The sequence below is a fragment of the Planomonospora sp. ID67723 genome, from assembly GCF_015711605.1.
Taxonomy (GTDB): Bacteria; Actinomycetota; Actinomycetes; order Streptosporangiales; family Streptosporangiaceae; genus Planomonospora_A.
The window spans coordinates 611,258-632,971 of record NZ_JABTEZ010000004.1 but is presented as its reverse complement, the minus strand read 5'-3'; the positions used below and the strand labels follow the sequence as shown (position 1 = coordinate 632,971).

The 21,714-nt window shown below is 68.4% G+C and carries 17 protein-coding genes; 10 read left to right on the top strand and 7 right to left on the bottom strand.

Annotated features, from left to right (window positions below):
* Window positions 1–429: 429 nt before the first annotated feature.
* Window positions 430–843: a VOC family protein gene (locus HS041_RS29660; protein ID WP_196444118.1), complete on the top strand. Its 414-nt coding sequence runs from the start codon at window positions 430–432 to the stop codon at window positions 841–843.
* Window positions 844–1,376: 533 nt separating this feature from the next.
* On the opposite strand, the gene HS041_RS29655 is transcribed toward HS041_RS29660, so the two are convergent.
* Together HS041_RS29655 and HS041_RS29650 are read right to left on the bottom strand one after the other, a co-directional pair.
* Window positions 1,377–1,739 (bottom strand): hypothetical protein, encoded by a 363-nt coding sequence (locus HS041_RS29655; RefSeq protein WP_196444117.1) that lies wholly within the window; start codon window positions 1,737–1,739, stop codon window positions 1,377–1,379.
* A 534-nt stretch (window positions 1,740–2,273) separates the two neighbouring features.
* Window positions 2,274–2,513, bottom strand: a complete 240-nt coding sequence (locus tag HS041_RS29650) for a hypothetical protein (RefSeq protein WP_196444116.1) — start codon at window positions 2,511–2,513, stop codon at window positions 2,274–2,276.
* Between the two features lie 459 nt (window positions 2,514–2,972).
* Here HS041_RS29650 and HS041_RS29645 point away from each other — a divergent pair, with 459 nt between their 5' ends.
* Window positions 2,973–5,600, top strand: coding sequence for a GAF domain-containing protein (locus HS041_RS29645; RefSeq protein ID WP_196444115.1), 2,628 nt, complete (start codon window positions 2,973–2,975; stop codon window positions 5,598–5,600).
* A 417-nt stretch (window positions 5,601–6,017) separates the two neighbouring features.
* Here the strand turns inward: HS041_RS29645 and HS041_RS29640 are convergent, their stop codons facing one another.
* Window positions 6,018–6,926 (bottom strand): PIG-L family deacetylase, encoded by a 909-nt coding sequence (locus HS041_RS29640; RefSeq protein ID WP_196444114.1) that lies wholly within the window; start codon window positions 6,924–6,926, stop codon window positions 6,018–6,020.
* A 704-nt stretch (window positions 6,927–7,630) separates the two neighbouring features.
* Window positions 7,631–8,101 carry a hypothetical protein gene (locus HS041_RS29635; RefSeq protein ID WP_196444113.1) on the bottom strand — a complete coding sequence of 157 codons (471 nt, stop codon included), beginning with the start codon at window positions 8,099–8,101 and terminating at the stop codon, window positions 7,631–7,633.
* A gap of 85 nt (window positions 8,102–8,186) precedes the next feature.
* Between HS041_RS29635 and HS041_RS29630 the strand changes: the two genes are divergently transcribed.
* Window positions 8,187–8,843 (top strand): hypothetical protein, encoded by a 657-nt coding sequence (locus HS041_RS29630; RefSeq protein WP_196444112.1) that lies wholly within the window; start codon window positions 8,187–8,189, stop codon window positions 8,841–8,843.
* Window positions 8,844–9,588: 745 nt separating this feature from the next.
* Here HS041_RS29630 and HS041_RS29625 read toward each other — a convergent pair.
* The 3 genes from HS041_RS29625 to HS041_RS39535 all read right to left on the bottom strand — a co-directional run bounded on the left by HS041_RS29625 (window position 9,589) and on the right by HS041_RS39535 (window position 16,724).
* A complete protein-coding gene (locus HS041_RS29625) occupies window positions 9,589–9,915 on the bottom strand; it encodes a hypothetical protein (protein WP_196444111.1) in 327 nt (108 codons plus the stop codon).
* Between the two features lie 222 nt (window positions 9,916–10,137).
* Window positions 10,138–10,329: an Imm32 family immunity protein gene (locus tag HS041_RS40620; RefSeq protein WP_501224838.1), complete on the bottom strand. Its 192-nt coding sequence runs from the start codon at window positions 10,327–10,329 to the stop codon at window positions 10,138–10,140.
* Between the two features lie 110 nt (window positions 10,330–10,439).
* Window positions 10,440–16,724: an RHS repeat-associated core domain-containing protein gene (locus tag HS041_RS39535; RefSeq protein ID WP_196444110.1), complete on the bottom strand. Its 6,285-nt coding sequence runs from the start codon at window positions 16,722–16,724 to the stop codon at window positions 10,440–10,442.
* Window positions 16,725–16,918: 194 nt separating this feature from the next.
* On the opposite strand from HS041_RS39535, the gene HS041_RS29615 reads away from it, so the two are divergent.
* From HS041_RS29615 to HS041_RS29585, 7 genes are all read left to right on the top strand, one after another.
* Complete coding sequence (locus HS041_RS29615; protein WP_196444109.1) at window positions 16,919–17,209, top strand: hypothetical protein; 291 nt, start codon at window positions 16,919–16,921, stop codon at window positions 17,207–17,209.
* Window positions 17,210–18,263: 1,054 nt separating this feature from the next.
* Window positions 18,264–18,956: a hypothetical protein gene (locus HS041_RS29610; protein WP_196444108.1), complete on the top strand. Its 693-nt coding sequence runs from the start codon at window positions 18,264–18,266 to the stop codon at window positions 18,954–18,956.
* Window positions 18,957–19,006: 50 nt separating this feature from the next.
* On the top strand, window positions 19,007–19,897 hold the full coding sequence (locus HS041_RS29605) for a hypothetical protein (RefSeq protein WP_196444107.1): 891 nt from the start codon (window positions 19,007–19,009) through the stop codon (window positions 19,895–19,897).
* Window positions 19,887–20,603 (top strand): class F sortase, encoded by a 717-nt coding sequence (locus HS041_RS29600; RefSeq protein ID WP_230879852.1) that lies wholly within the window; start codon window positions 19,887–19,889, stop codon window positions 20,601–20,603. Before HS041_RS29605 ends, HS041_RS29600 begins: the two co-directional genes overlap by 11 nt.
* Window positions 20,604–20,623: 20 nt before the next feature.
* Window positions 20,624–20,989 (top strand): hypothetical protein, encoded by a 366-nt coding sequence (locus tag HS041_RS29595; RefSeq protein ID WP_196444106.1) that lies wholly within the window; start codon window positions 20,624–20,626, stop codon window positions 20,987–20,989.
* A gap of 27 nt (window positions 20,990–21,016) precedes the next feature.
* A complete protein-coding gene (locus HS041_RS29590) occupies window positions 21,017–21,199 on the top strand; it encodes a hypothetical protein (protein WP_196444105.1) in 183 nt (60 codons plus the stop codon).
* Window positions 21,196–21,618, top strand: coding sequence for a hypothetical protein (locus HS041_RS29585; protein ID WP_196444104.1), 423 nt, complete (start codon window positions 21,196–21,198; stop codon window positions 21,616–21,618). The genes HS041_RS29590 and HS041_RS29585 overlap by 4 nt, the downstream gene beginning before the upstream one ends.
* Window positions 21,619–21,714: the final 96 nt, after the last annotated feature.

The window sequence follows — 21,714 nt, the reverse complement described above, 5'->3', positions numbered from 1 at the left end:
CCGTGAGTGGGCGGGTCGAGACCGGCTGCACGCCGCGTTGCCGACGGGGAAACAGCGCCAAAATCCGGTCCGGTACTCCCCTGATGCCTTCTAATGCCTGTCCTGTGGATCTTCCGCTGGTGCCTGTCCGACTCCGCGAGGACCTCGCGGGCGAGCAAAGCGAGTTTGGCCGGCGACGGCCCCGGCCATGGGTGCTCAGATCAGGGAAGTGCGATAGACGGTGGCTAAAGCGTGTCTCATCGCTGTTCGAGCTCATACCCCACTCCGGTGTTGGGGTGGACCTGATCCGGCGCAGCCGGGTCGGCATGCGCGACCGGCAATCTCATGCCAGCTGAAGCGATGAGTTTCGGCGGGCCAACCGGTCCACCTCAGTGAGGCTACGCAAAACCAGCCCACCGACGAGCCGGGGAGGCCCTTGCGGGAAACGCTGTGGTCCACTTCGAGGTGGAGGGCAGGGACGGCGATGCACTTCGGAAGCTCTACTCCGAGATGTTCGCCTGGCGGATCGACGCGAACAACCCGGCGCAATACGGCGTGGTAACCCGCGACGAGAACGTCAACGCCGACGGCATCGGTATCGGCGGTGCCGTATACGAAGTTCCGGAGACGCCCTCGCCGACCTGGCGCGGCCCGTCCCGCGCCGACGGATACCAGGGCCACGTCACCGTCTACGTCGAGGTGGACGACGTGGAAGCCGCGCTCGCGCAGGCCGAGCGCCTTGGTGGCAGCCGGATGCAGGGACCGGATGAGGTAATGGGAGGACTGATCATGGGCAAGTTCAGTGATCCCGAGGGCCACCTGATCGGGCTCGTCAGCAGACCCCTTCGGCAGATGACCGGCTGAGGCCTGGATTGCGACTCTCAGCTCAAGAGCTTCCCCCGGTCACCGATGTGGCAGACGTGGTGCACCGGGGGAGAACTCATCGATCAAGGGACGGGCAGGGCGACCTTGGCACCCCAGCCGCTGAAGCGGGTCTTGATGGTGATCACACTGCGGGAGCTGGAGCGCAGCGACCGGGAGGACTCGGTGCAGGAGGTGACGATCTGGCGAGTGCGCTGTTTGGCGTCCAGCCACAGCTTCCAGCCGATGGCGAGCTTGGCGTTGGATCCGTGCGGCTTTTCACCGATCGTAGAGCGGAAGGATGGTGAGACCGCATACAGCTGGCCGACCGTGATCGCGTGCCCTTGCGCACAGCGGCAGGCGACCCGTCGACCCCGTGCCCGGCAACTTGGACTGCTGGGTGAGGTCGGAGCCGATCACCTTGGAGGCGCCGAACTGGCTCGTGGCTCAGCCCGTTTGAGAACGGACAGCGGATTCGTCCGGCGCGCTCAGCAGCCGACCTGGGAAGTTCCGGCCGAGGCGCCTGCCTCGCCGGGCTATCGCAGCCACCGCAAAGCCGCGTCGGCGCAATCCTCAGGACTGCTGCTGTTGAAGGCGATGGCCGCGTCGGGCGCGTGCCGCCGGACCAGGTTGATCACCTTCTCGAAGAATTCGAGCAACGGCTCGTGCTTGCGGATGCCGCCCCCGATCACCACGCAGGCGTAGTCTTTGCGGGTCAGCGCCTGCACGATCGTTCCTTCGGGGTTCTCCTCGAGTGCCACCAGACACCAGTCGGCCTCAATATTATGATCGTCGAAGCGGGCCTGACCGCGGGCTATCGCCGCCTGGACCGGCTCCGGGTCCCAATCCGGGGTCGTGGCCGGATCGAGGCCGACCACCAGTACTCGTGCCACTGCCACGCGTCCTCCCTCTCGCGGAACGTTTCCACGCCAGCGCGACGGTCGAAGGTGGTGCCCAGGTCCATCGACATCGTCGATCTCCTCCAGAGGGCGTCACGTTATCCCGATCTTGCCACGCGCGCTTCTCCGGAGACAGAGCGAGTACGCCGGAAAGGGGCCCGTCCCAGGCTTGAAGGGCCGTCTCCGCGTGAGATGCAACGGTTCGGTTCCCCCGGCCCGGCAGCCCTCGATACGGAGGTCACACTGGTCGTCAGGACCTGCCCGGAGGCCCGGTTACGCATCCGGTTCCGGATCGGGCGCTGGGGAGCCCGGAAAGTGCGGGGAGGTCAGCGGGGTCGGCGGCTTCGGAACGGGGCGTGAGCAACAACCGAACGGCCAGTGGCGTTAGCGGCCCGGCCTGGCCGTCAACACGGTCGGCCGGGCCTATCGGGAGCTGGAGGAGGCGGGGCTGATCGAAACCCGGGGGCGGGCGGGCTCGTTCGTGTCGGCCGCCGGCGAGGACGGCCGGGAGCGGGCCCGTCGGGCCGCCGCCGACTACGCGGCCGTGATCGCCAGCGTCGGCATCGACGCGGGCGAGGCGATCCGCATCGTGCAGGCGGCTCTGGCGTCCGGCTCGGCGGCACCGGCCCCGTCATGACCGCGACCCGGCCGCGGGAGCTGTGGGAGCCTGGGGCCCGAACGGCGGATGGCGGCGACTCCTCCCGCGCCGGCCAGGGCCTGGGCCACGTGCCGGGCATCGGGCCACCAGGTCGTCGAGGTCGTCGCATCGTCCACCGCAGCACGGTATCGGAGGCATCCCGCCGGGGGTGATTGAGGCGTCCCCGCCCGCACCGGCCGGGGCGGCGTGCCGGCCTGCGGAGGCCTGGAGCCCCCGAGGATCCGCACCGACCGCTACGAGTACTCCACCCCGATCATGTGGGACGGCGATGAGAACTGGTACCGCATCGAGCCCGACGACATGACGTACGGCGAGCTCGGCAAGAAGTGCCGCGCAGGAGCTCCTGGCGGCGCCGGTGGCGGGAGGACAGGGCTGATGGGACGGCACGGCAAGTTCACCCCGGACATTCAGGCCCGCGTGGTGCAGGCACCGGAGGGCGGCCGGATCGTAGCCGTCGCGGCTCACCCCTCTCCTGCGGCCCTTGGAACCCCGGGTGTGCTGGGCGCGCTGACGGCCGAGAAGACCGCCGATGAAATCCCTCACCTGGGTAGAAAAGGCATAAGGGGTGGTGCGTCATGGGGACGAGTGATCGAGACCGCATCGGTGATCCAGAGCGGTTGCGTGTGCTGCGCGCCACCGGTCTGCTGGATGCTCCGGCGGTGCCGGTGCTGGACCGGGTGACCCAGATGGCGACCCGGCTGCTGGACGTGCCGGTCGCGCTGGTGTCACTGATCACCGAGGACCGGCAGGTCGTCATCAGCACGGCGGGGGTGGCCGACCCGCAGGCCGTACGGGAGAGTCCCCTGGCGCGGTCGCTGTGCCGGCATGTCGTGGCCGAGGACGCGCCACTGGTCATCGGCGATGCCTGCGGCGACGGGCGCTGGCACGATCTTGTGGAGCACACCGACGGGCTGGCGGCCTATGCCGGGGTGCCGCTGAACGCGCCCGGTGCGCAGGTGATCGGCGCGTTGTGCGTGGTCGATGCCACGGCCCGCTCCTGGGATCGCGATCAGTTGCAGATCCTGGAGGATCTGGCCGCCCTGATCGAGCCGGAGATCGCGTTGCGGCTGGCCCGCGCCGACGCCGCGCTGGGGGCCGCGCGCAGGCAGCAGGAGCGCATCTTTCTGCGCGCCCTGCTCGACAGCCTGGAGGTGTCGGTGATGGCCTGCGACGAGAACGGCAGACTGGTGATCAACCGGTCGCTGCGTGAGAGCCTGCACACCGATACTCCGCCAGCCGACGTGCGCTCCTGGCTGAAGAACTACCCGCTGTACGCCCCCGACGGGCGGACCCCGCTGACGGTCGAGGAGATGCCGCTGACCCGGGCGTGGGCCGGGGAGTACTTCACCGGCTGGCAGGTGGTGGCCGCGACCGATGTCGGACCGCGCCGCTTCCTGGTCAACGGCCGGCCCATCGACACTCCCGAGGGGCACCGCCTGGGCGCGGTGGTGGCCGGCCACGACATCACCGACTCCCACCGCATCGGCCTGCTGCGCGAGGCCCAGCAGGCCGTCACCCGGGTGCTGGCCGACGCCGCCTCCAGCCGGGAAGCCGCCGCCGGCGTGGCCGCCGCGGTCACCGACGCACTCGGCTGGACCTACGGCGAGTACTGGCAGGTCGATGAGGACCGGGCCGTCGTGACCCGCATCGGTTCCTGGAGCAGGCCCGGCCGGGACCTGTCGGCCTTCACCGGCGGCCACCCGGCTGCCTTCGCTCGAGGGGAGGAGCTGCCCGGCCTGGCCTGGGAGCGCGGTGAGCCGGTCTGGGTCGCGGACACGGCGGCCGACCCGGCCAGCAGCCCCCGGGTGCGGGCCGGGCTGCGGGCCGGCCTGCGCTCGGCTGTGGCCCTGCCGGTGCGCAGCGGCGAGCAGGTCCTGGGCGTGCTGGCCTTCGCCGCCGACCACCCCCAGCGACCCGACAACGATCTGGCCGATCTGCTGGACGGGGTGTGCGCCCATGTGGGCCGGTACATGGAGCGCCGCCGCGCCGAGGAGCTCGCCCTCGCCCTGGCCGAGAGCCGCCGCCAGTTCGACCAGATCATCAACCAGCTCACCGACAAGATCTGGACCGTCGAGGTCCGGCCCGACGGCACCGCCCGCCCGGTCTACGTCAACACCGAGCACACCACCGTGTTCGGCGGACGGCTGCACCTGGATCCCGACGACGACTTCATCGCCGTCATGCTCCGTTTCGTCCACCCCGGCGACCGCGACGCCTTCGGCGCCTACTGCGCCACGCTCATCTCCGGCGAGCGGGCCCAGCTGGAGTATCGGCTCATCGGCCTGGACGGCGTCACCCGCTGGATCTGGACCCGGGGCATCCCCCGCCGCGAGGGCGAGGGCGAGGACGCTCGACTGCTGGTCGACGGCATCTCCACCGACGTCACCGAACGCCGCCAGATCACCGAGGAGCGCGAGCTCCTGCTCGCCCAGCAGCAACAACAGGTCAGCCGCCTGCGCCAGATCGACGAGGTGAAAAACCAGTTCCTGCGCACCGTCAACCACGAACTGCGCACCCCGCTGACCTCGATCCACAGCTACCTGCAGCTCATCCGCCAGGGCGATCTGGACGCCGTGACGCAGGCCCGCTTCCTGGAAGTCATCGACCGCAACAGCACCCGGCTGGGCCAGCTCCTGGACGAGCTGCTGCTGATGGCCAGCCTGAACGCCGGCGACGCCGCCTTCACCCCGGCCCGCGTCGACCTGGCCGCCTTGGCCCGGGAGGCGGTGGAGGCGATCACCGCCCAGGGCCGCGCCGAGCACCTGACCGTGACCGTACACGCCCCCACCAAGGTGATCGCCTGGGCCGACGCCGGTCGCATCCGGCACGCGCTGGCCCACCTGCTGGACAACGCGGTCAAGTTCACCCCGCCCGGCGGCCGGATCGACGTCACCGCCGGCCCGGCCCCGGCGATCGAGGTCGCCGACACCGGCATCGGCATCGACCCGCAGGATCTCGACCACGTCTCCGACGACTTCTACCGCGGCGGTGCCGCCGAGCAGCAGGCGATCGGTGGCACCGGCGTGGGCCTGGCTCTGGTGCGGAGAATCGCCGACATGCACGGCGGGAGCCTGCACATCGACAGCCGTCCTGGCCACGGCACCCGGGTCCGCCTGGTCCTGTCCGACACGGCCGAACCCCCTACCGGTCGGCAAGCCCGCAGACGATCATCATCTTCGGCCCGGTCACACCGGCACCGGTGATGCCGCGCGCTGTAGGCCCTCCGTGTCTTCGCCGCGCTGGCCGTGTTCATTCGCGAGGAGTCGACCTCGGCGCCTGACGCGTTGAACCTCCCCCATGAGGACCCATCATCGGCCGCGGAACGCGAACCGTCATCCCTCAAGGCTTGTGAGAGCTGCGACCGGCCCTGCTAGCCCTTTCCGGCGTACTCGGTCTGCCCCCACCCACAGCCGCTTCACGTTCCGCTACACCGACAACCCCGCCCGGCCGACCAGGCCCTGCGCGGCGGCCTGCAGGCGATGGCCCAGAAGCGCGGCCGGTTCTGGCCTTCTGACGTCGTACGGCCCCGCTCCGGCACCGGTACGCGCCCGGACGGGGCGGGGCTGTACGACTGTCAGCGCCCGTCCGGGCGCGTGCCGCCGGAGGCCCGCCCGGCCCTCTCACGCCGGCCCCCGTCCCGCGGGACTGCGGTACATCCGGCCGATCCAGGCATCGTAGCCGGGCCCGGCGACCCGGTAGTCGTGCCGCCGGTACAAGGCGAAGGCCCGCCGCTTGACCTCGCGCTCGGCGAGGTCGAGATTCGGCGGCAGCGATGTGATCGGGTAACCGGAGTAGGAGATCACCTCGATGTCCGCAGGCGCCGCCTCGTCGGCGAACCGGGCCGCGGCGACATGGTCGGGATGGTCGGGCCGCCTCCCGGCGGGCGGAGCCGGGTCCAGGCTGCGCAGCACGGCGGGCCTGAAGGTCCGTATCGCGGCGCGCAGCATGCCCAGCACGTCCGCCCGGCTCAGGCAGGCGGGGCCGGAGGCGATGGCGTGCACGCAGGCCGCACCGGACCGGTCCGTCCACAACCGCGTCAGCGCGTTCCGGCCACCGTCCGCGCGGGGGTCGCCCCCGTCGGGCAGCCGGGCGAAGACCAGCTTGATTTGGGGCCGCTCCACGAGCGTGTCCACGGCTACCCGGACCCCGCCCAGGCTCGTCGTCTCGCGCCGCCAGTGGTCACGGAAACCGGCGACCCAGGCGTAGGCCGCCCGCACGCCCCGCTCCCGGTCCTCGATGTAGCCGACAGGGTTGCGGTCATCCTCCAGCCCGGCCACGGCCTCCCCCGCAGTCAGGTAGACCGTGACGGTGTTCCTCCCCCGGGCGATCCCCCGCAGCAGGTCAGGGCTCATGAACAGCAGATCGTCGTCGGGATGCGCAACCACCTGGAGGGAAGACCTGCCGCTGTCCGCCGCGGCCGTACCCTGCAACAGCGCGCCCGGCTCGTATGTCTGGGCCAGCGGCAGCGCGAGCGGCAGCACCAGAGCGGCGATCACCGCGATCACAATTACCGTGCGTATGCTGCGCACGCCCCTCATACCGCCCCCGTGGCCCCGATGTGGTCCAAACCTAAAGAGCGGCTTGTCCGCTTTTATGGCCTATCGGGATGATCTTTTGGGGTATGAGGTCATTCCACAGACGGAACCCGGGATGCGACCTGGGGATGATCCGATCCACCGCCCCTCCCGGAGAAGAGGGCGCCGAGCCGTCCGCGAGGGGAGCCTCCTCTCCCGCCTGTGATCAAGATCCGTCGACGGCAAAGGGCCCGGCTCGCTTCCGCCCTTTCCCGGTCGGCGCGGCGTGCGCGCCGTCGCCCACAGCTCCGACGAATGGCGCCAGGTCATCACCGGGCAGGCGGCTCCGATGGTCGCCAAGCGTTACGAGCAGATGCTCACCTGGCGCTCCGGGAGAGCCGCCGCACGCCGACCCTCCCGACACAGAACGCGCGATCGATTCCGGTCATCTCAGCGACCTGGGCCTGCGGGTGGATCTTCCCGTCCTGGCGGACGGCCGTCTGCCAGGGATTCTCGGGAGTTTGGTGATCGCAGCCTCGTCCACATCGGTGATCTTCCAGTCCACGGTGAAGCCTCAGGCATGCACTAGAGCGAGTTTCAGGACAGAGCTGGCTACGGGGAGAGCCTCCGCGCACACGGCCTCACCCTGTCGCTGCCGTCGATCAGGGCGATGACGCTCTCCAAGGCCGGCCTGGCGAGGTGGCCGAAGTTTGACCTGATCATGAGAGGTGCCCCTGCTGGGAGCGGGCGGCGATCACGACCTCCCGGAGCCGGTCAGCGACACGATCGGCACGCGTGTGCCACCCCAGCCATGTCGCCAGGTTCGATTTCTGCACCGCCCAGGCCGAGATGACCCTCCCGGCGTGCGTCTCGATCGTGATGCCGTCGTCGTGCGCCGAGATCGACGCGATCTGGGCGAGGGGGATCCGGTGGGTCGACAGCGGGTTGCGGATGATCACGACCTCACCGTTCAGCCGTATCCAGGGACGGATGCTGTCCAGCAGGCATTTCACAAGGAGTGCTCTCATCAGCGGGACGAGCCCCACCAGGCCGAGCACGGAGGCGACCGGGGCCACCTCGAACCCAGAGATTATGATCATGACGACGAAGGCGAGCACCCCGAGCAGCACCAGAAACAGGCCGACTCCAACGATCCTCAGCGCGAGACTTACGCGCCATGTCTGTTCCATGCTGCGCCTCCCGTCGTAGGCGGTGCGCCTGGACGATCAACGAGAGTGGCGCCCGGGAGGTTCCGCCCCGACGGCCAAGGCGATCTTGTCCACCTACCAGATGATCGCCACGCCCGGCCCCTTGCAGGGGTACGTGATCAGCAGTCTCGCCCTCATCGGCAGCGCGGTGACCCCCATCGAGCCGATTGGCCGCTCTGACGCATCCGACATAGAACATGTGATCGATAAGACGGTAGAGTCGGCACATGCCCGCCTCCGCGTTGCTGCCGGTGCCGCCGCTGGTGCTGTATGGCAGGCGGCCGGTGTTCCTGCGCGGGGCCGCGAACCCCGTGAGGGCCAGCTGTGGGCGCACATCTGCTGGATCCTGCCAGGCGAGCCGATCACCGCCGCGCCCGCCGTCATCGACCAGCGCCTGCCGTATGCGGATCTGGCCGAACTCGACGGCCAGCCCTACAACCAGCTCCCCCACCGCCCGGGAGCCCTGCTGACGCTGCCGCCAATGGTCGCCTACGCCGGCCAGGTGGTGCTGCTACGCGGCTGGCGCCACGCCAGAGGCTCGTGGTGGGCGCACCTGGCCCGGCTGACCGTGGGAGAACGCGACGACAAGCGCCGCGCGGTCCTGACGGATCTACACGCGGCCGCAGCATCGGCGCCAGCACGGCGTTTTGCTGTCCGAGCTCGGCAAAACCGGCCACGATCTGCTCCAGCAAACAAGTATTGCCGCTGGCGATCGCCTCGCTGATCACCACCTGGGTGGTCTGGGCCTGCGCCAAGACCACGGTGAGGGTCTCAGCCAAGGCATCAGCGCGGGCATCACCGGCCTGCAGGACCTCCTGCAAGCGAGCTGCCAGCTCCTGCTCCAGCCGCCGTAGAGCCTCGTCCATCTGCTCATCGGCGCCTGCACCGTCGCTGCCGTCCCCAGCAGTGATTGACCCATCGGCATGCGAGGCGCCCAGGCGGGTGCGCTCCCGTGCAGCAAACAGCGAAGCACCCATGGCATCAGACAAGATGTTGGTTCCAACCGAGCCGACGACACCAAACCAAGCTGCTACCACCGCTGGACCCGGCTCAGCCAGTGCCAGCGGTGCCAGCGCGCCAGCAGCCAAACTCGCCAGCAGTGCCCGCGGGGTCGCCCACTTCACACCCTGCGCAATGGTGTGGCGCACCCAACCACGCACCCCCTCCTGCGCCGCGGCGATTTGCTGCGGCGGCACGCTGGAGGCATCCGGCTCAAGCGGCTCGCCATGCTGCTCGCCCGAAAGCCCCACCCTGTCGTTCCTGACCGCGCCACATTCTCTGCCGACATGCCTGCACGCCGCTGCGGCCAATGATGATCACGGCTCCACAGGGCCCATGGGTTCATCGGCTCTGCTCGCTTGAGCGCTACCGACTGTGGCCATAGGAATCCAGATCGGTATGGCAGGAGGCTGGGTAGTCGCCGTGAAGGGAGATGGAGGGTCGAGAAGTCACGCAATAGGGGAGCTCACTCAGATACCAGACAGTATTGTTGTTCTGTCTGGTATCGGATGACGGTCTCCGTATGTCACTTCTCGTTCTACTGACTCCGCGAGGTCTGCGGCCATGAGTAGCCGTAGCGTCGGCACATGACGCCCTGTGGCGGGCAGCTCTGAAAACCCTATATCGATCCAGGTGAATTCGAGCGACCTTGTGGGCGGCGCGAATCGGTTATCAAAAAATCCCCAGAATGAAAATTTTCCGGCCATGATTTTGCCGGGGCCAGGCGGATGCTCTCGCATCGCCCGGCCCCCGGCGATGCGCGTGGTCAGCACGGTCAGTTCCGCGTCCCAGGACACGACGAGATCACAGGTCAGAGCGCACGTCACGCACCGACGATGGACTAACCGCGTCCCGTGGCGGAGCCAAACGAATCAAGATCTATGAATGTAGTACCGGAAAGTAACAAAACTTATGATTGACTCAGTAGCATGAGCTAATGACGACGCTTATGTGTTATCACCATAAGTATACCGTCCGGCATGCATCTAAAAAGACTGGCGCATGCCGGACGTATGCTACTATCTTTCGACTTCTATTCGCAATGCTATTGAATCTTCTGCTAGCCACCCAGAATAGGTATCGAAATCGAAGTGATTTCCGTCAGGAACTTCACTCTGGGCAAGCGCTAGAAGATGTCGTGCTAGAGATATCAGGCCAGCCGGGTTTCCAGATATTACGGCTGTCTGCTCAGGAGTTGGCCAGACTTCCACGCGAAGCGTGGCATCATCCTCGTTCCAACTCCCGATGCCTCGCCTAGGGTCGTAGGCTTGGACTTCCACCGTAACAGCTTTTTTGCGTGGCCATCCTTGCTGGCTAGGTTCTATCGCAGATGCCACCCTGACTCCTCTGGTAGATATACATGAAAGTTTTCTCGCGGTGGTCCGCCACGCATCCCAGGGCCGATAGGTTGATTGTATATTTCGAAATTAATGTGAGGATCCTGTCGCCGATGTGCGAGGTCACCATCTGTCATTCGCACTTGTCTCAGACCGTCCTTGCTGAGGAAGCGTCCGCCCCCCATGTCTCGATACCCCGACCCGAGGAATTCTATCGCCGTGTCCAGAGCGTCATCCGTTGTCATATAGACGTCGTGGTCGAGATTTTTCAATCCGCCCGGTACTGTATTCCGGGCTGTTCGAGCACTTCCTCCGCCGCCGAGCCTAATAGCGCCAGTATCGTCGGCGAAGTCAAGCCTCTTACTCCAATTCCTAATATTATTCCAGATCTCTCTGGCATTTCTGGCGACCGATACGACGGCTCTGGCGCCTGCGCGGACGGGGGTGATCATCTCGGCGATGGTGCTGGCGGCTCCGCCCTTGTCATACCAGGAGTTGGCGGTGGTGGTGCAGGCGTAGCCGGGGTTGATCTTTTTGCGGGCGTAGGCGGTGAACCCGAAGGTGACGTCGTCGATAGCGCCGTTGAAGAAGCCCAGGGCATCTCCGGTAAAGCCCGTGGTGAGGTCTTGTGTGGACGGGCCCATCAGGACGAGCTTTTCGAACAAGTTGCAGTCTTCGCACAGACCGGTGGGGTCGGTCAGCTGCAGGGGGTTGTTGCCGACGTAGGCATACAGTTGGCCGGTGGCGTCGATGAGGGGGTCGATGGTGAGGAACTGGCCGGTGGCCGGGTCGTAGTCGCGGGCGCGTAGGTAGACCAGGCCGGTGGCCGGGTCGGTCCAGTTGCCGGTGTAGCCGATGCGGCTGTCGGCGGTGCCGGTGTGGGCGGTGCGCTTGCCGTAGGGGTCGTAGGTGATGGTGGCGGCGGCGGCGCCGTCGGTGGTGGTGATCAGGCGGGTGGAGCCGAGGTTGTCGGCGTGCAGGTACTCGATGCCGCCGTCGCGGTTGATTTGGGCGTAGGGGGCCAGGTCGGGGCCGTACAGGTAGGTGTGGGTGCCGTCATCGAGCAGCAGCGGCATGGCGCCGGTGGTGGCCCACAGGAACGTCTCGGTGCCGGTGGCGGTGGTGCGGCTTTGGCGCAGGCCGGTGGCATCGGCGGTGTAGTCGACGCTGGTGCCCTCGGCGGTGGTGGCGCCGGCCAGGTGGTTGGCGCTGGTGTAGCGGTAGCTGACGCTGCTGCTGACGGCCGGGTCGCTGCTGGAGGTGGTGGTGGCGCGGGCGCGGTTGCCGCGCTGGTCGTAGGTGTAGTCGGTGACCGCCCCGGCCGCCTCGGTGAGGCGGGCCAGCTGGCGGGCGTCGTTGTAGCTGAGCGTGGCGCCGTTCGGCAGGCCGGTGAGCAGGCCGGCGGAGGTGGTGGCATAGGAGCCGTCGGCGAAGCTGCTGGTGCCGGTGGTGGTGGCGACGGATTCCAGCTGGCCGGTGGGGCTGTAGGTGTAGCTGCGCGCGTCCCCGCCGGTGGCGTCGCCGCTCAATTGTGCGGCGTCGTCGTAGCGGTAGGTGTAGCGGCCCAGTACGGCTTGGTCGTGGGTGATGGTGATGTCGACCGGTTGGCCGACCTGGTTGTAGTCGGTGGTGGTGGCCACGTCGTTGGGGGTGGTGCGGGTGCGCTGCTGGCCGTCGGCGGTCCAGGCAAAACGGGTGGTGCGCTGCTGCCAGTCGGTGGCGGCGCTCATCTGCCCGGCGGCGTCGTAGGTGTAGATGACGGTTTTGCCGCCGGGGTAGGTCAGCGCCTCCAGCTGGCCCAGGGCGTTGTAGTGGTAGCCGACTTCGGCGCCGGCGCCGTTGACCGAGGTGATGCGCCGGCCGAGTGCGTCGTAGGTGTGGCGGGTGGTGCCGGTGCCGTCGGTCATGGTCGTCATGCGGCCGAGCGCGTCGTAGGTGAAGGTGACATCGGCGGTGGCCGGGTCGCTGTAGTCGATGTGCTTCAGCTGCCCGCGGGGGGTGTAGGTGCGGGTGATGGTGCTGCCGTCGGACTGGGTGGTGATCTGGTCGCGTCCGGCGGCGTCGTAGCTGTAGCGGGTGATGGCGCCGCCGGGCAGGGTGCGGCTGGTCTTCTTGCCGCTGACCGGATCGTAGCTGTAGCGGGTGGTGGCGCCGTCGGCGTCGGTGACGGCCAGCAGCTGGCCGTCGGCGTTGTAGTCGGAACGGGTGGTCTTGCCGTCCGGTCCGGTGACGGCGGTCAGCAGGCCGTCGCGGTCGTAGGCGCGGGTGGTGGTGCGCTTGTTGGGGTCGGTGCTGGCGGCCAGCCGTCCGGCCGCGTCGTAGGTGTAGGTGGTGGTCTTGCCGCGCGCGTCGGTGCTTGAGGTGGGGCGTCCGGCCGCGTCGTAGGCGGTGCTGGTGCGGGCGCCCGAGGGCAGGGTGATGGCGGTCAGCCGGTTGGCCGCGTCGTAGGTGTAGGTGGTGGTGCGCTGCAGGGCGTCGGTGACGCCGGTGCGGTTGCCGCGCTTGTCGTAGGTGTAGGTGGTGACATTGCCGGCTGCGTCGGTGATGGTGGCCGGCAGAGCGGCGTCGGTGTAGGTGGAGGTGGTGCGGTTGCCGGCCGCATCGGTGACGGACACCAGTTCCCCGGCCAGGTTGAAGGTGGTCGTGGTGGTGTGCGCTGCGGCGTCGGTGAGCTTGGTGCGGTGGCCGTCGGCGTTGTAGACGAAGGCGGTGGTGTTGTCCTCGGGGTCGGTGGTGGCGGTGATGCGGCCCAGCCCGTCCAGGGTGTAGGTGGTGGTCTGGCGGTTGGTGTCGGTGGTCGCGGTGACGCGGCCGTCGGCGTCATGGGCACTCGTGGTGGTCTGCCCGCCGGGCCCGGTGACCGAGATCAGGTCACCGTCGGTGTTGTAGGTGAAGGTGGTGCGGTAGCCGGCCGCGGTGGTGGCGCTGGCCAGGGTGCCGTTGGCGTTGTAGGTGAAGGTCTGGCTGCGCCCCTCGGGGCTGGTGACGTGCGTGCGGTTGCCGCGCGCGTCGTAGCCGTAGCGGGTGGCGTTACCGGCCGCATCGACGAACTCGACCAGATCTCCGACCTCGTTGTAGCGCCAGGTGCTGGTGGCGCCGACCGGGTCGGTCATCGTGGCGCGCTCACCACTCGGCAGGTAGGTGAAACGGGTGGTGTGCCCCAGCGCATTGGTGATCGAGCTGATCTGGGAGGTGAGCGGGTCGTAGGTGTAGCTGGTAGTGGCCGCCTCGCTGGTGCCGGCGGCCTTGGTCTGGGCGCGCAGCTGGCCGTCGACATAGGACTCGACGGTCTTGACCCCATCGGGTGCGGTAATGGTGACGGTGGAGGTACCGAGCGCATCACCGTCGACGTAGGCGAAGCGCCAGATGCGGCCCTCCGGGTCGACCTGCTTGATCACCCGGCCGGCGGCGTCGTAGGTGTTGGCGGTCACGGCGCCGCGGGCGCTGGTCATTGTGGTCAGCAGATGCTGGTCGTTGTAGGCGTAGCGGGTGGTGGCGCCGGTCGGGTCGGTGACCGCGGTCAGGTCACCGGCCGCGTTGTGCTCATAGACCACCTTGGCGCCGGAGGGAGCGGCGGCGGTGGCCAGGTAGCCGGCGTTGTCGTAGGTGAAGCGCAACGCCCGCCCGGAGGCGCCGGTGACCGCGCTCAACTGCCCGGCAGTGTTGTAGGCGTAGGTGAGGGCCTGGCCGCTGCGATCGGTCTGCTTGATGATCTTTCCGGCGGTGTTGAAGACCATGACCTGCCAGCGCTGGCGGGTGAAGGTCCAGGTGCCGTCGCTGTTTTTGACCAGGGAGGCCTGCACCCGGGGGGCGGCTTTGAAGCTGCCGTCGGCCTGGCGGGCAAAAGCGACGACGCTGCCGTTTTCCTGCCGCACCAGCACCTGGCCGGTGACAGGCTCGGTGACGGTCATGCCGTACGGCCAGGCCCAGCCGTAGCCCAGCACCGAGCGCGTGCTGGCGGCCGCGGAGCTGTAGGTGCGCGACATCTCCAGCGCGCGCGCCTGGTCGGAGACGCGCAGGTCGGTGACCGGTTCCAGCAGCGCGCCGGTGTCGGTCTGGATCGGGTCGCCGTGGCAGGCGTTACACGCCGCCGCCTCGGGTGAATCGGGGGCGCCGATGGTCGGGTTGTTGCCGCCGGTGGTCTCTCCCGGCAGGCTCGGCCCGCCCTCATAGGTCGGCAGCTTCGTCTTGCGGATCGACAGCAGCCGTTTGGTGGAGTCGGTCAGGTAGAGGCGGCTGCCGTCAGTGGCCAGACCGTTGATCAAACCGAGCAACCGGCCGGTGTGTACCAGCGTGACGGCACCGGTCTTGCTGATCCGATATACCTGGTAGTAGGAGATCCCACTCTCCCAGTACTGAGCGGCTCCGTAGAGGTAATCACCGGCCAATAGCGCGCCCGTAAAGGGGAGGGAGGGCAGGCTGGTAGTGATCGTAGTAGAGCCGCCAGTGGCGCGGTCGATGCGGTAAAGGGTGCTGTTTGAGACGAGCCACAGGTAGTTTTCGTCGCCGGCCATCACTCGGCCGGAGGGGGCACTGTAGGTCAGTGTGCGGAAGGTACCGGTGACCAGGTCGTATCGGTCGATGGAGGGCCATCGTGCGTCGATGTAGCCATACAGGGTGTTGCCGATCACCGCGACCTGGTTATAGTAGGTGCTGGTCAGGGTGGAGGTGACACCGGTGGACGCATGGATGCTGCGCAGCCCGCACCCGTCGGTGACGTAGATCAGCGTGCCGTCAGTACCCACTACCTTGGGGGGAAGAGGGCTGCCCCAATCAAGGGGCTTAGAAGTGAAGCGGGCCGCTGAACCGCTGGCAGCATCGGTACAGCCGCTCTGCGTGGCCGAACCGGCCAGCAAGGTAACGACTCCGGTGCTCTTGTTGATTCGCACGATGCGGTAGCCGTCAGCGACGAAGGCATCCTCACCGAGCACGGTCACGCCGTTGGCCGCCGACAGCGCCCCGGTCTCGGTCACCGCGTTGACCGCACCAGCCTCCAACACCGGCGCGGCGGCCGCAGGGGAAAACGAGCGGGCGCTGGTGGCGCTCACGCTTTTCAGCCAGGTACCGCGTGAGCCGGAGTCGGCCAGATAGAGCTTGGTGCCATCGGTGGCGATGCCGGTAGGAAAATAGAAGAGGTCACCGCTGCCCGCGCCGCCACCGGCGATCAATCGCCGGGCTCCGTCGGTCTTGCTGACCCGCATCAAAGCAAGAGCACCGTCATACGGGGCGTTATACGGCCGCGCGGTAAGGTACAGGTAGCCACCGACTGACAGCAATGCGGTAGGGCTGGCATTCAGACTGTTGGTGACCGTGGTGACGTTGCCGGTGATGCGGTCGATGCGGTAAAGGGTGCTGTTTGAGACGAGCCACAGGTAGTTTTCGTCGCCGGCCATCACACCGCCATAGGTGACCTGACTGGTCAGGGTGTGGACGGTACCGGTGACCAGGTCGTATCGGTCGATGGAGGGCCATCGTGCGTCGATGTAGCCATACAGGGTGTTGCCGATCACCGCGACCTGGTTGTAGTAGGTGCTGGTCAGGGTGGAGGTGGCACCGGTGGACGCATGGATGCTGCGCAGCCCGCACCCGTCGGTGACGTAGATCAGCGTGCCGTCAGTACCCACTACCTTGGGGGGAAGAGGGCTGCCCCAATCAAGGGGCTTAGAAGTGAAGCGGGCCGCTGAACCGCTGGCAGCATCGGTACAGCCGCTCTGCGTGGCCGAACCGGCCAGCAAGGTAACGACTCCGGTGCTCTTGTTGATCCGCACGATGCGGTAGCCGTCAGCGACGAAGGCATCCTCACCGAGCACGGTCACGCCGTTGGCCGCCGACAGCGCCCCGGTCTCGGTCACCGCGTTGACCGCACCAGCCTCCAACACCGGACCGCTCTCGGTTTCGGCGCTGGCCTGCATCGCCGAATTGCTCATCGTCATCGGCGCGGAGCTAAAGGAGAAGGACAAGGCGGTGGAGAAGCCGACACCAGTGCCGCGGATGCCGGTGCGGTACGAGTAACGCCCGCTGGTGCGCCCCTCATCGGCGGCCTTGTCCCGGCGGGAACTGGGATCCGTAGAGGCCGTGGTGGTCTTGCTAGTGATCACCCTTTGGCTGCTCTGAGGGCGCGCGGGGAAAGCGGCGGCTGTGCGGCCCAGGCGCTCGGCGACCGGCTCGGCTGTGGCCGGAGCGGCGACTGCGACTGCGGCCGTGCGGGAAAAGCCGAACGCGGCAGAAGTCTCCGCAAACGAGCCGGACGTGGCGACAACGGTTGCCACCAAACTGACCGCGATCGTCCGAATCCGGCGAGAACTTCTACGAGCAGCGCCAGAGAAGGCGGGCACAGTTTGTCCCACGTCACACACTCACAAGCAGCTAGAAGGGGTGAAACGGAGGTAACCGTACGTGCGCCCTTTTGGTGCCTTATGCCGTGTTTACATCCACCGGCGGTGATCTACTTCGGCTTGACCCGGTGACGCAGGTCACCTCCTTGGAAGTGACCTGGATGAAGGACGCCGCGGATTCTCGGCGGCGGGCTGCTCGCCGTGACGGCGAATGGATCTTTCTCCTCGCCTGGAGTGAGGAGCGTCACAGCGAGGCCCTGGTCATTCGCCAGATGAAGATCAACGAAGCTTTGCCGCGCTTTGCCCGGTTTGCCGTTTCCCTTTACACCCTCCGCTGCCTTACGTATTCGCTCTGTCACTGCACGTATCGCAGGGGTGCAGGAGGGGCATGTCACCATGCCGCCAGATCGGTGGCGTGATCAGGTTCCTGTCGCGCGCAGCCGTCGCCTCGGCAGGGCCGGGTGAGGAAAGCCGATGTCGTGCGGCCTCCCCAAGCCAACCGTGCACCGCGCCGGACGACGGCAGGCCAGAAGACTCGCCGGTCGCTCTTGTATGGGGTTCACCCCGGTGCCGCTGCGCCCCAAGGGGGGTGACCCGCCGCAGAAGGCCGGCACCCGGAGCGCGCCGGGGCGGGGAGTGTGGTGCACCGCCTGAGCAAACCCGGTGAGCTGACGGCGGCATAAAAGATGCTCCTGCGGGGCCGACCGCTCCGGCGAAGGCCGGGCCACTCCAGCCGACCGGTGATGGAGTGCGGCTGCGGCGTCAGCCGCGGGGTGGCGGCTCCCGCGGGCGGGGCGTTCAGGTGGAGCGTTGCGATGGGGCAAGGTCCGGGACACGCCCATAGAAAGCGGGGAGGCCGCCGGAGATAGGAAACCGATACGAGAAGGCGCCGTAGGCGGCTTCGCGTGGTTCCGGCGATGCGGTCCCGGCGCCTCCAAAAGCGCGCCCTGCTCCGGCCCTGTCACCGGCGCCACGCTGCCGACCGGGATCTTTGCCGCATGGCCATGACAATCCCATAGATGTTTAAAGATTTCCCATATCGGCTTCCACGCTTATGGGACACAAAATGCGCCCCGGTAAAGTATTTCCGTTTTGCTTCTCCTTTGGCTTTTGGACTCCGCGATGAGATCTTTTGGGCGTATGCCAGCGAACAGGCCGGCTATCCCTGCCCTTCCACCCTCGCCGGTGGATGCGGCCGGCATCGCCGCCCGGCCCTGACCGCTTCGGCTGTCGCCGCCCTGCCTCAGTCACGGCTGCCTGGCGGCCCCGGCCGCGCTGAGGTTCGTCACCCCGGCGGCCCGCCCGGTCGCCTCCTCGTGTCCCGGTGCATGTGTTGCGTGCCGGATGCCGGTGATGCGGCGAGGCCGCCTGCCCCCTGCCGCACCGTCAGCGGGGACACCCCGACCCCTATCGATTGCGCTTTTCATGAGACTCCTCCCCCGCACCCGCCCGGTCACCGGCCTTCTTGCCGCCGTGCTGCTCAGCGCTGTGGCAGCGCCTGCTGCTGAGGCCGCAGCCCGGCTGCCGCTGAACTCCGGCACGGTCGCCGATTCTCGTGACATCGCCCGCGATGAGGTCATCAAGAACGCCACGTTCAAGCCCAAACCAGCACCGACCGCCACCCGCATGCCCACCCCGGCCCCGACGGTGGCGGCGGTGGTCGCGACGCCGACGGTGACCATGACGGCGGCCCCGGCGCCGGCGGTCACCATCACCGTGACGCCGACCCCGACGATCACCATCACCGCGGCACCCGCAGTGGTGGTGCACTCACCGCCCCCGGTGCCGCCGGCCGGCGCGCTGCCCCAGCAGGTGTCTGCGCCTGCGGCCACCCCGCCGCTTGCCGCTCCGCCGGCGTCACCCGAACCGCCGCTCGTCCTTCCTGCCGCCGGAGCCGAACCGGCTGCGGCCGCGGCAGCTTCTGCTCCCGTTCCCGCCCATGAGCCGGCCACCGCCGAGCCGGTCGCCATCGTGCCGGTCGCTGAGCACGCCCCGCTTGCTGAATCCGACCAGCAGCAGACCGTCAGCCTGGCATTGGCCGGCCCGGCGCTGCTGCTGATCCTGGCCGTGATCACCGGATTGGTCTTCGTCGACGGCCGCACCCGCCGCCGCCCCGCCCCGCCGGCCGCTGCGCCTGCCGACGACGCCCACCCCGCCTTCGCCTGACCCCACCACCCTCGCCAGCCTCGCCCTGCCGGAAAGAAGACCCCTGCCTCGTGAACACTCTTGCCCGCCTGCTGTCGGTCACCGCCGTGCCCTTGGCCGCCGCGGCGATCGCCGCGCTTCCCGCCCACGCCATCCCGATGCCCACGCCCACGCCGAGCCCCACCTCCGGCACCCCGATGACGACTGCCGGTGCTCCGATGAGCGCTGGTGTCCCGATGAGCGCGGCGACGGCCTCGGCCCGGCAGGCCACCATCGCCTACACCTGCGCCGCCCCGCTCGGCACCGGGACCGCCACCCCTATGCAGGTGATGGCCACCATCCCGGCCACCGCCGCCGTCGGCCAGCCTTTGGCGGTGCAGTGGAACCTGACCACCGGCCTGCGCGCCCCCGAGGCCATCGCCGCCAACACCGCCCTGCACAAAGGCGTCCTGAAGGTGATCGGCGGCGCCCCGGCCGAGATCATCACCAGCTCGGCCGGCAACCCGGCCGCCATCGGCACCGGCCAGCCGCTGGCGCTGCCGGCCATGCAGGCCAGCTACACCCCCACCCAGGCCGGAACCCTGACCCTCATGGCCGGCGACGTCAGCGTGCTGCTCACCCGAGGCGGCATCGCCCAAGAGACCCGCTGCAGCGCCGATCCCGCCGCCGCGCCGTTGGCGAGCGTGAGCGTCAGCGCCAACGGCGTCACCGGCGGCGCCCCGGCCGCGGCCCCGGCGCCGACCGTGACCGTCACCGTGACCGTGACCGCCACCCCGACACCGGACAAGAAGAGTAAGGCCGCGCGTCCGCAGACCGCGATCACCCCCAAGGGCGGCGCACCGACCGGCGGCGGCGGCTTGGCCGGCGCCAACCCGTGGCCGTATGCCGGCCTGGGCGTCGGTGTGCTGTTTGCCGCCGGGCTCGGCTGGGAGCTCCGCCGCAAGCGCATCCATGGCTACTGACCCCTCCCCCGCCCGCCGCACGCGCCCACTGACCTGGACGCTGCTGATCGCCGGCATCAGCGCGGTGATCGCCACCCCGGCGGCCATGGCGCTGCGCGTGCTCAGCGACAGCACCGCCCCGCCCCTGCTCTCCGGCGCGCCCGACACCTCGCTGGTGGCACAGCCGCCCACCGCCGCGCCCCCGCAGGAAAACGCCTCCAGCGCCAACGCCCCCAGCGCCGCAGCGGCCACGACCGCAGATGCCCCGGCCGGCCTGCCGCGCTCGGCGCCGGTCCGGTTGAGCATCCCGGCAATCAAACTGTCGGCCCCGATCACCACGGTCGGCGTCGACGGCGACGGTGTGGTGCAGGTACCGCCGCTGAACCGGCCCCAGCAGGCCGGCTGGTACAAGCACGGCCCCACCCCGGGCGAACTCGGGCCCGCCGTCATCCTCGGCCACGTCGACACCACCACCGGACCCGCGGTCTTCGCCCGGCTGGGCGAGCTCGCCAAGGGCGACGCCATCACCGTCACCCGCAAAGACGGCAGCACGGCCACCTTCACCGTGACGTCCATCTCCAAGGTCGCCAAGAAGAACTTCCCGACCCGCCGGGTGTACGGCCCGCTCGACTACCCGGGCCTGCGGTTGATCACCTGCGACGGCGACTTCGACACCCGCACCCGCAGCTACACCGACAACATGATCGTCTACGCCGCGGCCCGCTGAACGCCCCCCGCTCCCACCCGATGAAAGACACCACGCACCCCTCCCTGACCTCCCCTTTCACCCCATCTGCCCCGGGTGCCGTTCCCGCCCGGCCGGTCCGGCCGGGCGGCGGCCTGTCCATCGCGGTGGTAGTGCTGCTGGGCGCCACCACACTGGTCGATCTGGCCGCGCTCGTCATCACCGTCGACCACCCGCAGACCAAGGAGACCGGCGAGGACACGCGAACCGTCGATCCGACCGGCGAAGCTCACCCGCCGCCCGCGCCCAACCCGGCGACCTATCAGGCGTCCAGCCGTACGGTCCGCCGGGAGAGCCGTAGAGGCATTCACCCAACTGGCGGCTCCAAGCCTGTCACGCCGACCCGGGCTGTGAACCCTGGTGACTGATTGCGTCCGGCGGGTACCCTGAACCCCATGGACGCCGAGTACGAGATCACCGAGCCGGAGCAGGAGCGCACGCCCTACTCCGATGCGCAGCGCGCGAAGGTTCTCGCCCAGCTCCTGGAGATTATGGGCGGCGAACCCTCCGAGGAGATGCTTCGTCTTGCCGAGCAGCGCGATGAGGAATTCGCTCGGCGTCGTTCCCACGCCGCGTGATCGGTCGCGTTCTGGACAGCAGCGCCTTGATCCACTGGGCACGCCAGTCCTCCCCCTACGTCAACGCGATCGTCTTCTCCCGGGCCAAGCACCCGGGTTACATCGTGCCCGTCGTCACCACCGCGCCCGCCGTCACCGTGGCACTTGCCCAGCTGCCCGCCTCGGCCGTCCCCATCCTGGACGCGCTCATCGGCATGGAGATCTGCCTCGTCGATGACCTGACGCCGAGCAGCGCGCCCGGCGTGGCCGAGGTCCTCCAGGTTGTCGGCCCATACGCCGCTGAGCACCTGCTGACCGCGGCCAGTATCGTCCAGGCCGCCCGGCGCCGGAATATCCCCGTCACGACCTCGAACCCCTATCCGCTCACCGAGCTGGCCAGCCGTCTAGGGATCGAGCTGGAGACCGATCCGATCCCGTAGCGCTGCCTCAGACGCCGGCCGAGCAGGCTGGTGCCGGAATGGGGACCCTTCATGCAGGTAGAGGACCGCGGAGCAGAGGTCGTCGTCACGATGGCC

Coding starts and splice junctions, on each gene's coding strand:
- HS041_RS29590 (WP_196444105.1), top strand. CDS start 21,017: ATGGACGCCGAGTACGAGATCACCGAGCCGGAGCAGGAGCGCACGCCC.
- HS041_RS29645 (WP_196444115.1), top strand. CDS start 2,973: ATGGGGACGAGTGATCGAGACCGCATCGGTGATCCAGAGCGGTTGCGT.
- HS041_RS29635 (WP_196444113.1), bottom strand. CDS start 8,101: ATGGAACAGACATGGCGCGTAAGTCTCGCGCTGAGGATCGTTGGAGTC.
- HS041_RS29600 (WP_230879852.1), top strand. CDS start 19,887: ATGGCTACTGACCCCTCCCCCGCCCGCCGCACGCGCCCACTGACCTGG.
- HS041_RS29595 (WP_196444106.1), top strand. CDS start 20,624: ATGAAAGACACCACGCACCCCTCCCTGACCTCCCCTTTCACCCCATCT.